This is a genomic window from Nocardioides hungaricus (assembly GCF_054782915.1).
This window is the reverse complement of the sequence record NZ_BAAGRO010000034.1, coordinates 47006-60683: the sequence shown is the minus strand read 5'-3', so window position 1 is coordinate 60683 and position 13678 is coordinate 47006. Positions and strand designations below refer to the sequence as shown.

At 67.6% G+C, this 13678-nt stretch carries 13 protein-coding genes; 3 read left to right on the top strand and 10 right to left on the bottom strand.

The features are described from left to right. Positions 1-4 precede the first annotated feature (4 nt). The 6 genes from ACYVKX_RS15110 to ACYVKX_RS15085 all read right to left on the bottom strand — a co-directional run bounded on the left by ACYVKX_RS15110 (position 5) and on the right by ACYVKX_RS15085 (position 5534). The gene (locus tag ACYVKX_RS15110) at positions 5-880 is read right to left on the bottom strand and encodes a type II secretion system F family protein (protein ID WP_460833941.1); all 876 of its coding nucleotides are present in this window, start codon (positions 878-880) and stop codon (positions 5-7) included. Then, on the bottom strand, positions 880-2241 hold the full coding sequence (locus ACYVKX_RS15105; protein WP_460833937.1) for a CpaF family protein: 1362 nt from the start codon (positions 2239-2241) through the stop codon (positions 880-882). The genes ACYVKX_RS15110 and ACYVKX_RS15105 overlap by 1 nt, the downstream gene beginning before the upstream one ends. 134 nt (positions 2242-2375) lie before the next feature. After that, the gene (locus ACYVKX_RS15100; RefSeq protein ID WP_460833935.1) at positions 2376-3209 is read right to left on the bottom strand and encodes a hypothetical protein; all 834 of its coding nucleotides are present in this window, start codon (positions 3207-3209) and stop codon (positions 2376-2378) included. Next, a complete protein-coding gene (locus ACYVKX_RS15095; RefSeq protein ID WP_460833933.1) occupies positions 3209-3988 on the bottom strand; it encodes an SAF domain-containing protein in 780 nt (259 codons plus the stop codon). The genes ACYVKX_RS15100 and ACYVKX_RS15095 overlap by 1 nt, the downstream gene beginning before the upstream one ends. A gap of 2 nt (positions 3989-3990) precedes the next feature. Next, entirely contained in the window at positions 3991-4917 is a 927-nt protein-coding gene (locus tag ACYVKX_RS15090) for a hypothetical protein (RefSeq protein ID WP_460833930.1), read from the bottom strand. Beyond that, positions 4902-5534 carry a hypothetical protein gene (locus ACYVKX_RS15085; RefSeq protein WP_460833928.1) on the bottom strand — a complete coding sequence of 211 codons (633 nt, stop codon included), beginning with the start codon at positions 5532-5534 and terminating at the stop codon, positions 4902-4904. Before ACYVKX_RS15085 ends, ACYVKX_RS15090 begins: the two co-directional genes overlap by 16 nt. A gap of 616 nt (positions 5535-6150) precedes the next feature. Here ACYVKX_RS15085 and ACYVKX_RS15080 point away from each other — a divergent pair. From ACYVKX_RS15080 to ACYVKX_RS15070, 3 genes are all read left to right on the top strand, one after another. Then, entirely contained in the window at positions 6151-6471 is a 321-nt protein-coding gene (locus tag ACYVKX_RS15080; RefSeq protein ID WP_460833926.1) for a helix-turn-helix domain-containing protein, read from the top strand. Positions 6472-6517: 46 nt separating this feature from the next. After that, positions 6518-7096: a hypothetical protein gene (locus ACYVKX_RS15075; RefSeq protein WP_460833923.1), complete on the top strand. Its 579-nt coding sequence runs from the start codon at positions 6518-6520 to the stop codon at positions 7094-7096. Positions 7097-7628: 532 nt separating this feature from the next. Beyond that, positions 7629-9833, top strand: a complete 2205-nt coding sequence (locus ACYVKX_RS15070; protein ID WP_460833921.1) for a hypothetical protein — start codon at positions 7629-7631, stop codon at positions 9831-9833. Between the two features lie 13 nt (positions 9834-9846). On the opposite strand, the gene ACYVKX_RS15065 is transcribed toward ACYVKX_RS15070, so the two are convergent. The 4 genes from ACYVKX_RS15065 to ACYVKX_RS15050 all read right to left on the bottom strand — a co-directional run bounded on the left by ACYVKX_RS15065 (position 9847) and on the right by ACYVKX_RS15050 (position 13338). Continuing rightward, on the bottom strand, positions 9847-10920 hold the full coding sequence (locus ACYVKX_RS15065) for a PDDEXK nuclease domain-containing protein (RefSeq protein ID WP_460833919.1): 1074 nt from the start codon (positions 10918-10920) through the stop codon (positions 9847-9849). A gap of 23 nt (positions 10921-10943) precedes the next feature. Continuing rightward, complete coding sequence (locus ACYVKX_RS15060; RefSeq protein ID WP_460833916.1) at positions 10944-11276, bottom strand: hypothetical protein; 333 nt, start codon at positions 11274-11276, stop codon at positions 10944-10946. Positions 11277-11800: 524 nt separating this feature from the next. After that, positions 11801-12136: a hypothetical protein gene (locus ACYVKX_RS15055; RefSeq protein WP_460833913.1), complete on the bottom strand. Its 336-nt coding sequence runs from the start codon at positions 12134-12136 to the stop codon at positions 11801-11803. A gap of 272 nt (positions 12137-12408) precedes the next feature. Next, positions 12409-13338, bottom strand: a complete 930-nt coding sequence (locus ACYVKX_RS15050) for a ParA family protein (protein WP_460833910.1) — start codon at positions 13336-13338, stop codon at positions 12409-12411. Positions 13339-13678 lie beyond the last annotated feature (340 nt).

The following is a 13678-nucleotide window of genomic DNA, read 5'->3' as shown; positions in this document are numbered from 1 at the left end:
GGAATCACCAGGCCACCTCCCGGCCCGTGGCCTGTGCCAGGGCGTCCGCCCCGGACAGGAATCGGGGGTGTGGCTCAGGGGAGGCCAGCCGCTGCAACCGCACCAGCAGGCCCACGTATACCGCGGCCAGCACGGCGAGGACCATCTGTCCGTACACCGTGCTGTACGGCTCGACCCAGCCGCGCAGGAAGACCGCCTGCAGCCCCGCCAGCGCGAGCAGACCGAGCGCGACCTGGTTGGACTGACGGCGGACGCCGTTGCGCTCGGTGAGCACCTTGCGGCGCATCTCCAGCTCGGCACGAGTATTGGAGGCCAGCGTCGTGAGCACCCGCTTGAGGCTCCCGGCACGCTGCTGGGCGGTCAGCGAGAGGGCGATCACGACCTTGTCGGCGCCCCGGTCATCGACCTCGTCAGCGAAGTGGGCCAGTGCGACCGGCAGCGGCGTACGCAGGTCCAGGGCGTTGACCAGGTTCCGCAACGGCTGGCGCAGCAGCGCCGGCGCACCGTCCAGGGTCGCCGGCAGCGCCTGCTCCAGCCCCGACTCGGATGCTGCGGCATCGCGCAGCGACTCGGTCCAGTTCGCGATCGCCTCGATCTTGGCCACGCTGTGCTTCTCGATCGCACCCGAGCGCGCCAGCTTCGGCCACAACATCACCACGGCGACCGCCATCAGCCCGGCCACCGGCCAGCGGGTCAGAATCCCGACCACGACGCCGACGATCAACGCGATCGTGACCGACCGTGCAGTCTGCTGGCGATCGGCCACCTTGCGACGGGCCGTAGTCACCCTGGCCGGGAGCAGGTTCTTGCCACGGGCAGTGCGAATGACGCCGATGATGCCGAGGCAGACCGCCAGCACGCAGGCCACGAAGAGGGCCATCAGATCTGCCACCCCTCATCACCATCGGTACCGGTCAGCTCAGCGAACCTGCGCAGGTCCGCCGTGCCGTCGGGATTCCAGCCGATCTCGAGGAGCGCCTCTTCGCGGATGATGGCCTTCCGGGTGAACTCGGTGCGGCCGGTGGCCTTGTTGAACTTCCACAGCTCGGTCGTCTTCACGCCGTCCTCGTCACGGCCGGCAACCTCGCGGATCGACTCGACGATGCGGCGCTGACGACCGTCCGCGGTGCGGATGCGGCGCAGGAACACGATGAAGTTCAGTGCGTTCGCGATCAGACCGTTGGTGGCCTCGAACGGCAGCCGCTCCTGGGCCTGCAGCGCGTAGGTCTGGATCTTCCCGATGACATCGCGCGAGGAGTTCGCGTGGATCGTGCTCAGTGATCCGTCGTTGCCCTGGGCCATGGCGTTGAGCATGGTGATGACCTCATCGCCCAGCACCTCGCCCACGATCACCCGCGAGGGGCTCATCCGCAGCGAGTCGCGCACCAGGTCGGCCAGCCCGACTGCGCCTTCTCCTTCGACGTTCGCCAGCCGCTCTTCGAGCGGAACGATGTCAGGATGCCGGTCAGGGTCCTCATGCAGACCGAGCTCGATGGAGCGCTCCACGGTGACGAGGCGCTCGATCGGGTCAATCTCGGCGGCCAGCGCTCGCAGAAGCGTGGTCTTCCCCGCGCTCACGGCTCCGGCGATCATGATGTTCTGGCGCGACTTCACCAGGGCGGACAGGAACGCCGCGAGGTCGTGGTCGACGGTTCCTTCGCTCAGCAAGTCCTTGGTGCGCAGCGATTCCGGAACACCGGCTGCCCGCTCCTGCTCGGCAAGGCCGGGAACGGGCAGCAGGGTGGCCTTCTTGTGGCGGTGCTTGCGGATCGAGATCGACAGCCCGTTGGCGCTCACTCCCTGGACCGCGTGGAGACGTGAGCCGTCTGGCAGCCTGAGGGTGACGTGGTAGTTGATGAGGTCGAAGGGACGGGTGGACAGGCCGTCGTGGGCGGAGATCGTCTTGACGATCTCCTCCAGCTCTTTGTCTGAGGATGCGACCGGCGGCATCTGCGCCTTGGTGCCGTCGGCGTAGGTGACGAACACGTTCTGCCAGCTGTTGATCACGATGTCCTCGGCCTCGGGGTCCTCGAGCAGCTGATCGAGGTTGCCCGCGCCGAACAGTTGCGCCTTGAGCGCGGCCTCCAGCCGCAGTCTTGCGTCTTCCTCCAACGGGGCGCGGCCGTCCTCGACCAGGTCGGACTCGTACTCGGTCAGCACCGAGGCCAGCAGGGCTTCGGTGTGCTGCCGGGCGTCCTCTCCCTTGGGGATCTGTTGTCCGTTGCGGCGGAACTCCTCCAACGCCTTCCCGCGGCGGGCACCCACGCGCGACTGGAGGCGCTTAACCAGCACCTGGTCGACCGGAACGAGCTGCTTGAGGTGCATCCCGTTCACGTGCGTGGCGCGGCCGTTCGAATTGGTCCCGTTGCTGTCCATCACGCCTGTCCCCCCTGACCGGTGAGCGCATCGACCGTCGCTGCCTCATCTGCGGCGTACGGCGCGACACCAGCGGCCTGGCTGATCTGGTCATTGAGTAGCCCCGCAGACCTCAGCAGCGGCGTACGCGCGTTCTTGCCGCCGACCTGGCCGGCGTACATCGCCTCGACCCCGGTATGGTCCAGAGCGATCCAGCCGATGCCAGCGATCACTCCGGCGGCGTTGCTCGGCGCCAACATCCGCCCCACGTGCTCGAGCACAGAGCCGGCGATCCGCTTGGGGGTCACCACCACCGGCACTACCACCGGCGGGGCGTTGCGGATGTTGGCCAGCACCGGCGCAAGCCGCTCCAGCCGGTCCTTGAGGTGCATCACCGCACCCACCTCCGGGCGGGTCACCATCACGACCACATCGGCGGCCGCCGCGACCGGAATGGTCGGCGAGCTGCAGTGGATCCGCCCCAGGTCGGCCACCACCCGCGACGCGGAGGCACGCAGCGCCTCGGCCAGCGGAGCCCAGTTCTTCACGCCTGCGGCCTGCTCGGCCGAGAAGTGGCCGGGCACGACCCTCGTAGAACCGGTGAACTCATGTGCCTTGCTGGCCACCAGGCCCGGACTCATTGACGTCCGTGCCTCGGTCGCCAAGGTCAGCACGGTCGGGGTCGGGGGGAACGCCTCAACGCGGCCACCCGGCGCCACGCACCGCAGCGCGAGGTCACCGCCGTAGGGGTCGGCCTCGACCACGATCGTCGGCTCCGGTGTCGAGACGCCCAGCGCCAACGACGTCGTCGTCGACCCCGGGGCGCCGCGGTCGCAACACACTGCGATCAGCATCAGCCCTGCTCCCCGGTAGACCCATCGGACTGCGGGGCAGAGTCGGCAGGGTCACCTTCGGTGATGGGCGCCTGCAGCAGCGTCAGCTGCCCCACCGCCCCGTAGGCCGCCACTGTCTTGGCGTCGGTCTCCGAGATCAGGATCGTCACCACCACGGTGCCGTCCTGCGACTGCTTCGAGGAGTACACCGTGGCGCCGGCCGAGATCACCGCCGGGTCATCGAGTGCCTTCGGGTCACCCGACTGGCCCTCCTGCGGCACCGCGATCGCGTCGACCACCGACCCTGGGGCCAGGGTGTCCGGCACGCGACCGGCCGGGAGGTTCACCGCGATCAGGCGCTTCCCCTCCTGCGGCAGCAGGTCGCCGGTCAGCGAGTCCTCGGTCAGCACTTGCCCCGGCAACAGTGCGACCGTGGTGCGCTGCCCGAACACCGAGTCGACATCGGAGACCAGGATCGCCCCGTCGATGCCAGACACGCTGCGCGCGACCAGGAGCGGGTCGTTGGAGGTGCGTACGTCGTCCTCGGTGATCGGGTGCCCAGCTGGGATCGGCTGGGCAACCACCAACACCTCCTCCACGCCGCCCTTGTTCACGTACAGCCAGCCGCCCGCGATCACCGCCGCGATCACCACCAGCACGCTGACCAGCATCTGGCCGTACTTGCGCGGCGCCTTCGACACTGCTTTCGACAGCGAGGCCGCACCAGGCAGGCCGCCCGGCGGCGGCGCCGTACGTCGATCATTGGCCCGGCGCGAGGTCCGAGAATCCAGGCTGGTCACATCTACCTCACTACTGTCTGTCGCTGATACACCGTGATCGTGGTCGAGTCACCGGCGAGCGCGGTCACGTCGGCGAGGTCGCCACCGGTCTGGCCGCCACAGTTGCCGGTACAGGTCCAGCTGACCGTGTAGTTGATCCGAGCCGACACCGTCCACTTGTCGCCCTCGGGGTCCTTCATCTCGTCGTAGGAATACGAGCAGTTCGTCGGCGCGTCCTCAGGCATTCCCTTGACCCACTCACGGCCCGCGCCGACGCACGACGTGCTCTCGCCGTTGCCCATGTCCCATGCCACATAGCTGGGCTCCGCGGTCAACGTCACTGTCGCCCCCCCAACCGTCAGACTCACCGAAACGTCGTGCCACTGGTCCTCGGGGATCCACATCCAGTTCGAGTAGCTGATGTACGTGTGGTAGGTCGGCGGCGGCGCCATGTGTGCATTGGCCAGCTCGAACGGCGCTTGGGCGACCAACTGCTGCGCCACCTGGGCAGGGTCAATGACGGGCTGGCCGTTGGGAACAAACCAGGTGTTCTCAGGCACTGAAACCGTCGGATCGCACGACCACAGGGCACCCTCGGCAGGATCATTGCCCTGCCACAGGGGGCTGTTCGCCTCGGGCTGCGGATCGAGCGGGAACGCGTAGCAGTTGTGCGCGCTGCTCCAGATGAAGCCGTAGTCGTTGACGCAGATCCCATTCGGAGCGCCGGGGCAAGCCGGTCCACCAGGCCCACCGCCCGTATCCCCCGGGTCGCCGGGATCGGTACCCCCCGGGTCCCCCGGGAGGGTGTCGGAGAGGCAGATTCCTGTCTCGTCGACCGGGTCTGGCGGGCAGTCCGCCCACGCCGGGCCGTTGGTGCCGATCACAAGAACCACGACGAACGAGACGACGAGCAGCGCGGCCGCCGCCGCAGCACTCACTCCGCGGCGCATGACGTCTTGTCCTTCAGATCCGTCTCGAAATACATCCAGCCGTGTTCTTCGTCCGGCTTCGTCATGGTGATCAATAGAGGCGTCACCAGATGCTTCGGCTTGTTGATCTTCTGCGGCTGCCCGTTCCGCGTGTAGCGCAACGGCTGGTAGTCGGTGCATTCGACGAGTACTACTTCGCCAGACCCACCGCCGTCGTTGAGCCGCACTGACTTCACGTAGGACCACAGCGCTTTGACGTCGGACTCTCGGCGCAGGCCGCCCTTCTCGTAGGTCTCGCCCAAAGTGACCATGTCGCGCTGCCACCAGAAGTCGTACTCCTCGAGCGTCGCCCTGGCTCCCGGAGTGAGCACGCCGTTCCGGTAGATGTCGGCTGATAGTTGGCGCCACTCTTCCCAACGGGCCAGGGCTTCCTTACCCGCGGCAAGCTCGGCCGGTGTGAACTTTGATTCCCAGTCGGCCGGTGGCCCACCCGCGTCCGTGCTCGCGGTCGGGGTTGGCGATGTGCTCGTCGAAGTGGAAGGCGTGGGGTCCGACTTCGCTTCGTTGTCGTCGCCGCCGCAGGCGGCGAGAGTGCCGGCCAGGGCGAGGGTGGTCGCCGCGATGAGGGTGCGCTTCATGAGCGTCCTTCCTGAGCCCGAGTCGCCCGATAGACGGGCCTTGGGCAACATTCTTGACGACTTAGCCGACAGGTTGCCGACCGCGCCCGTATGCGAGTCGGGTGCAAGGTGAAGTCCTTCCCTCTGGAGGTGGTCTCTAACTAGTGAAGGCAACCGTCGGCGGAGCGGATCGGACACCCTCGGCGGATTCTCTTCAAGACGCGCCCTTGAGCGCGTCAGTCGAAAGGGGCGGCGCAGCGCCGGCCGCGGCGGTTGGTCCGACAAGCCGGCGCCGATGAGCCACAGGTCCCTGTGGCGGGTCTCAGCTCCACGCGCGTCCGCGGACGCGGTCGGCACGAGGACGCGCAGCGAGGGCCTCTGGGCCCCCGGTGGCCCTTGCTGACGCATCGCCATAACCGCGTCCTTTTCTCCCCGGCCCGAACCGGGGCGTCCATTGTCCATTGCGTCGTCAAGCCTTGACGCTCCGGCACGACCTGCGGTTCCCACCGCGTGGCGCTGTCTGCATTACCCTGAGCATGACACATGAACGGCACTAAATGCCGTTCAAAGAAGAAAACTGGCGAGTCTCGGGTCCGGCACAATGCAGTCCGTGCCACGTCTGTCGAAGCCGCCGAACATGCCCGAGGAGGTGCTGGCGATCATCGACGCGATCGGCAACAGTGCACGCACCGAGATCCTGCGGCACCTTTCGCTCCGGGCCATGAGCACTCCGGAGCTAGCTGAGGCGATCGGCGTATCCACCAGCCAGGTGCTCAGGCATCTGGCTGTCCTGGAGGACCTTGACCTCGTCACAGCCGACCATCCACGCGGCTCACGTAGGGCGAAGGGCCGGGTCGTGCGCTGGGAGACGAACCACCAGCGGGCCGAGGAAGTCGGTCGAAGCTGGATCGACTACGTCACCGGCCGCCACTCCCCCGAACCGGCTCAGGACCAGTAGGAGCTGCGGGTGCAAACGGAATCTCGGGGCGAGTGTCCGATCTGGCGTGACTGGTGTTGCTGTTGTTGATGTGATGCTCTCTCAGGTTGCCGGCGGCACGCGACCAGCGACCAACGTCCAGCCCCCCGCTATTTCAGAAATTTGGCGACACGCCGGGGATGGCTTCTTGCGGGCAGCTGACGGCAAGAGCCGATTGGATGTCCCTATGGGTCGACCGTCCAAGGGTGAACGCCACACGTTCATGACGCGCGTGCCAGAACTCGCCGGCACGAGGGTGCAGCACGAAGCCGACACACTCGGCTGCTACTACACCGACTACCTCGCATACGTGATCTGCCGTCACGTCGGCCTGCCGATGGACCCACCCACTGGCGAGGTCGACGATCACGCGGAGCCCCCCGCCGTCGGTGACGGACGGGTTCAGTTCATCGCCAAGGTGCCTATGGCCGCCGCGTCCATCGTGAAGCGCGAGGCCGAGCACATGGGCGTATCCCTGAGCGACTACATCGCCAAGGCGATCTGCGACTTCCACGACGTCCCCTTCGAGCCTCGGGTGATGAAGAAGGCTTTGAAGGCTTGGGCGAAGGCCGCTGTGGCCGGAGAGCAGTTGCCGATGACCGGTTGACCGGGTCAGGGCAGTGCCCTGAAAACGACGAAGGCCCCGTTGCACCGGGGCCAAGTCAGATGCTCCACCGGGTTGCACCCCGGTTTCGCGAAGTTATGAGAACCACCAGAGGAGGCTTTGTGCTGCCCACTGTAGAGCAGACCCAGACCCCAGGGATGTCATTCCCGCGCGGGCGTGTCGCCTCCAGCTGCGCGCGCGCTGTGCCCTCTGCTGCGTTGGTGCTCGGACCGCGGACCGTTGCTGACCTGGTCGTCGAGCTGCACGCCGTGACCCGGCCCATGACGTACCTGTCCCCCAGCTCACGGAGGGAGGTGGTCGCCGCCGGCATGGCGCGGCACGGCCCCTAGGCCCAGAAATGACGAAAGGCCCTGCGCCAACAGGACCTGACCGTCTTGGTGAAGACCGGGATCCAGCGCCAACTGGATGAACCGGGGTACTCCGAAAGGAGCAGAAGAACTTGTTGCCGGTAACTGTACCGGCGTCGCATAGCGATGCCGCACACCCTGATGCCGGTCGGCGTGTCTCGCCGGCCTTGCTCGCGCTCGATGAGCACCTGTTCAACCCCGACGCGTCGCAGTGGCTGGTGATCGACTCCGGCAACTTGGCTGTCCCCAAGACGACGGTCCCTTCGCTGCTCGACGGGCTTGAGCTGGTCGGCAAGGGCCGCATCGCCGCGCTGGTGGGTCACCTGCGCGACGGCGTCGGTGTGGTCGACGTCGACGTGCCCGGCGAGTTCGGCAACTTCCTCGCGGCCGAGGTCGCCGACTGGCTACGCCGCCGGGACTGCTGGGTGCTGGAGCGTCCATCGGGCGGCGCCAAGGGCCGCTGGCATATCTTCTTCGCCCATCGCGACTTCCACTACTCCCCTGCCGCGAGCAGGACGGGGTTCGCGGCCGCGGTGAGCGAGTTCCTCAGCGCTCTTGCCGATGACGTGAAGGTTCCTCGGGGTGAGCTCGACTTGCGCGACGCCGTCCGCCCGCTCTCCTCACCCCACCGCCACGGCGTGGTCACCAGCCCGAAGGGCGATCTACGCGAGGCGCTACGTGGCCTTAGGCGTGTGCTGCCGGACCGTCCCTCGGCGTCGCCGCTGCGTGCCCGCTCCAAGATCAAGGCGCCCAAGGTTGGTCAGACGGCCGCTGGGGCCGTCGGCTCGGGGCTCGTGGTGCCGTTGGCGTTGCAGCGGTGGAAGCGCCAGGTGCGTCCGGAGTGGCGCCACTATCTGCTGAACGGCGAGGTCCCGACGGGCCCGTGGGCCGCCGGGTCGACGAAGACCAGGGACGCGGTCGAGGTCGACCGGTCGCTGGTCGAGGCCGCCTGCACCCGGGAGATGGTGTGGGCGATCGGCGATCCTGAGCTGGCCTGGCGGCTGATCCGTGAGTCGCACCCGAGGGCGATGACCAAGGCGAAGCACCAGGGCTACTCGTGGTGGATCACCTACGTGTGGAACGAGCTGGTGCGCTCTGCCGGCGAGTTCAATACGACCACCGACAAGCCCAGGCAGGTCGAGGCTCCCCCGGCGGAGGTCCTCGCCGCGGTCGGGGAGGCCCGCCTCGAGCTCGGCCGGCTGATGTGGACGGTGCCGGCTAGGAAGCGGGCAGCGCTGCAGCTCGTCGGGCACCACCTCCTGGACCGGGTCCTGCGCGAGGGCAGCCTGCGTATCCCGTGCCCCGAGCGGGACCTGGTGCTCGACACGGGGCTGGGCGACCGCAAGACCATCCGCGGTGCTCTCGCCTGCCTTAACGGCCGCCTCGGGACGCTCCATACCGAATGCCTGTCTCTGGCCGAGCGGGACTCGACGAGCTACGAGTTCGAAATCAACCCGGCCCCTGACGGGGAGGGACGGCAAATCCCCCCACCTGTGTTTGACCCACCCCCGACCGCCCGCGGCCTCTGGGCCACCCTGCCCCGCCCCAGCCACGGCCTCTGGCGCACCCTCCTGACCTCCGCAACTCCCCTGGACCTGGGTGAACTGGCTGTGATGGCAGGGATGGTGGAAGCAGCTGGGGATGTGCCGTCGAAGTCGCAGAGGTCCACGGCGAAGGCTGCGTTGGTCGCGCTCAGCAAGGCGGGAATGGTCCGGGTCGACGAGAACGGGTGCTGGCAGGCAGCGACTCGACCCAGGTCGGTCCAGGTCGAAGAGGCCGCAGCTGCGGCGTACGCCCGTCAGCTGGAGATCGTCGAAGCCGAGCGAGCCGCCTACCGCGCGGGAATCACGTCGAGCTGGACCGCCGGCCGGGCACGAGCGATCAAAGCGCAGAGGGCGAGGGAGAAGGGCTGGTGGGACAACCTCTCCCCCGCAGCCCGTGCCGACCGCGCCACAGCGAAGCGCCTCGAGTTCGACCAGATGTCGATCAGCCAACAGGCAGCGCTGAAGTCCCGACTCGCCGAGCGACGCATCCACGCCGGCCTCGACGAGCTCGACCAGTACCAGACCTGGCTACGCAGGCTCCCGGCCGACGAGTACGTCGCGCGCAGCCTGGAACGCAAGCAGCGCTTCCAGGACCTCTCCCCCGCTGAACGTGGAGCCTCTGTGGCCGCCTGGGACCGACACCGACTCCGCTACGGCCTCACCGCCCAGCGCCTGACCACACCCGTCCTCGACGAGCGGTCGCCGACTCCCGACGTCGAGCAGGCAGCACTGCTACCCGATGGCGCGGCGACACGCGACGCAGCATTCCTCGAGCGCCAGGGCAACCTGTTCGACCACTCGGAAAGCGAACAGACCGCGGCCGGATGACAGCTGATCGCGCTCAGTCGGCAGAGGGCAGTGCCCGGCGGGCGAGCCGCTCGCGGGCATCACGCAGGATCGTCTGGAGCCGTTGCTCCAGCTCGTGCCGCGGTGGCAGCGCAGTCCAATACTCGGCGACCACGATCCCGTCCTTGTGCATCTCCAGCAGTTCGACCTGCTCTCGGCTGGCCTCTGTGCACAGGATCAGCCCGATCGGTGCCTCTTCAGCCTCAGCGCGCTCGTACCGGTTGAGCCACTTGAGATACAGCTTCATCTGGCCCTCGTGTCGGGCGTCGAACTTCCCGATCTTTAGCTCTACAGCGACCAGGCGCCGCAACGGCCGGCTGAAGAAGAGGAGGTCGAGGTGGAAGTCGTCGCCGTCGATGATCATGCGCTTCTGGCGCGCGACGAAGCTGAAGCCGGCGCCGACCTCCAGCAGGAACTCCTCCAGGTCCCGCAGGATCGCAGCCTCCAGGTCTGCCTCGGCGTATCCATCGTGGAGGCCGAGGAAGTCGAGCAGGTAGGGGTCGCTGAACGTGTCCGCCGGAACCATCGACCCTGGCTCGATCTGCGAGTTGGCGATCGCGCGGCGCTCGTAAGCTTTGCGCTGTATCGCTCGCTTGAGTTCCCGAACGGAGAGTCGACCAGCAACCACCTGGTCCGCGTAGAACCTCCGTGCCTCGTCCGACTTCAGCGGCAGGAGCGCCACAAAGTGAGTCCAACTCAATTTGTGTGCCAGTGACGCAACAATCTCAGGGTCGGGGAACTCCCTGGCAAACGTGACCATCCGGCTCAGGTTCGGCCGGTCGAATCCTCTCCCGAACCGTGCCGTCAATTCGTGTGCCAGTGACGCAAGAATCTGCGACCCGTAGCCAGCGCGCTCCCCGCCGAGCACCTCGGAGTCAATCAGCGAACCGACCTGCCAATAGGTCAGCGTCAACGTCGCGTTGGCATACGACGCGATGGACTCTCTGGCCTCACGGACCAGCGAAGACACCCGCTCGACCAGGTCGTCCGGGGTGGCGGCCTCACCCGCCGAGGGCCGGCGCACCGGGCCTACGGCGCGCTCCTGACTCGACGGGGTGGGATCGCTCATGGGTCAAGTCTCCCGTCCGACGGTCACCGGTCTGCCCTGGGCGTCCACTCAGGAGCGACCGCAAGCGAGCGAGGCTCCACGGTCGAAACGAGTGCGCCCCGCTGATGCAGGACCTCGATCATCGCCGCCGCCAGTGGGCCACGTACGTCGAGCGCGGAGGCCAGCTCGCGCCACGTCGGCCCCTCCCCCGTCTCTGCCCACACCCGCGCAACGTGCTCGCGCGCAGTGGCCACGTGCTCATCGGCAAGCTCGCCGGCCTGCTCGCGCCTTCGGGCTGCCCGAGCCCTGTTCACCTCGCGGCGCCGCTTCTCTTCGGCGTAGATCTCCTGCACATGAGGCACCTCGTCGGCGCCCATGGCGCCGTTCAACAGTGCTACCGCAGCCTTCCAACGTGGAAGCCCCGGCTTTCCGGCATGCGTCGCGAACCGACGATGCTCCTCGAGGACCTCAGGCGTGATCGCCCGGTTGTATCCAGCCGCGCTCAGCAGCTCCTCTACCCGCTCATCGGTTGCCTTCGGCCGCGGAGGCCTCCCCCGCCGCGGGTCGCCCTGATCAGAGGTGACGGCGCCATCGTCGGGCGCTTCCGCGACGGTCGGTGAAGCCGTTGGGGCCGTCGGTGGCCTGGCCGCAGACGGTGAAGGCTGCGGGGAGGGTTCGGTGCGGCGCCCACGAGCAGCGTCGCCGCAGGCCTGGCACACCGCGTACGGCCACTCCCCCGCTGCTCCTGGCCGCGTGCGGTCGACCTCGCGACGTAGCTCGACCCACGTGTCGGTCGATCCGCAGGCACGACACGGCTTTCCCAATGGCCGGCGCAGATGGCTGGCTCGCCTCGTCTGGTCGACTCCTGTGCTCACCCGAACTCCCCTCGTTGTGTCCCGGGTCAGCCGAGGTGCGCGGACAGGGCCGCGGCCACCAATTGCGATCGCGACTCGGCGCCGTGCTTGTCGACCAGCTGGTCGATCACCTGGAGGTTGCCTGACTTGATCCGCAGCGAGACGCCGACGAACCGCTCCCCCTTCGCGCCCGGAGTCCGGTCGAAGAGGCCGTCGCTGACCGTGGGCTGCTCGGTCCGCGCCGCTACCAGGTCCGTGAGCTCGTCCTGACGTGCCACCAGGGCGTCGAGCAGCACGTCAACTTGGGAAGTGCGGTCCCTTTTCGCGGTGTCGCGCCATGCCTCGGCCACAGTGAGCGGCACCGACACAGAGACCGCCTTCATCGTGTCCGCGCTCGCACTGCGTCCCGCCGCCGACTTCTCGGCGCGGGCCTTCCTCGTACGGCCGGTACTGGCTGTCGCCCCGGACCTGGCCGCCGCGGGAGCGTCTTCTTTTGCCGGCGCCCTCGAAGGGCCCTCGGTCAGGGAGTCCGGCTGCTGCTCGACCGTGTCAGGAGTCGGCTCAGGAACCGGTGCCAGCGTCCGCGGGCGAGGACTCGGGGCAGGAAGGCTCGGCTTCTTCAGCCCAGAGATCGGGGTCATCGGCTCGCGGCGGCTCACGCGCTCTCTCCCTGTTCCACGGCCTCTTCGAACTTGCCGATCCGGGTCAAGATCGCGTTGGTCAACAGGAGGTGGTCATCGGCGAGTGCCCCGACGCTGCCAGGGATGCGCTCGGGGCGGTGCCCCTCTCGGAGCGCCTTCCACCACGGCTCCCCCGCTTCCTCCTCGCTCTTGACCTCGGCCAGCTCGTGCACCAGCTTGCCCGCCGCACGCGCGTCCACCGCCGCAACTGAATGTCGGATCGTGATGACATCTTCGGCATCGTCGACGAACACAGAGGCGGCGCCGTCGAGAACCGTCTTGATGTCCTCCAACGCGTCGCGGTTCACCCGGGTGGCCTGCTTGTCGAAGTCGAACGGCACCACCCCGAGGATCTCGGCCTGCGGGTTGACGTGTCGCACCTCGGCGAGCTCGGCAGCCAACTCGGCCAGGTTCCCGATGCTGGAGCGGTCACTCTTCGTCGGCACCACCAGCCACCGCGTGGCGCCCAGCACCAGCTGCAACACCACAGGCCTGGTCGGCGGCGTGTCAATCACGATCAGGTCGTACTCGCGAGCCAACGGAGCCAATGCCTCGGCCAGCATGAGCCGGTACTCGGTGCCACGGCGTTCCTTGCCGGACAGAACGTCCTCGATGTTCTTGAGTGCCTCGCGGCCCATTGGCACCACGTCGAGATTCGGGCGAACACCGCGAAGCACCGGCTGCAGGGGCTTGTGCTCGTCGAGAACCTCGAGCATGTGGGCGCCCTGGTCGTTCTCGGGATTGCGCTTGTATCCGAGGTCGTCCCCCGCGTCACCCTGCGGGTCGAACTCGACGAACAAGGTGCGCCACCCAGCAGCTGCGCACAGTCCAGCGAAGTTGGTCGAGCAGGTCGTTTTCCCGACGCCGCCCTTCCCGTTAGCGAAGGTGATGACTCGGCTGAGCACGTCTTGGGTCAAGGCCATTGGGGAAGAAGCCTTCCTGTGCGTTGATCGGGAAGCGGAACGCCTCAGATCATGCCGCAGCGCACTACCGCAATGCAGTAGCGACACGCGGTAGCGTCGTGCGGTAGTGCTCTACGACAACGCGAACGCCACCGCGCCACACCATCGCACTGCACTACAGTTCGACGGCAACGCGGACCACTAGCGCGGCGCGTTGCTCCGCTGCCATGGTTATCAGCGGTAGTGCGTAGCGGCAGGGTCACGCGGTGCCGCGCACCACTGCTGCGGTGCGATGGTGGGGCGCGCCGGCAAGAGCGGTCGTGAGTTGCGGCACGTTGGCGCG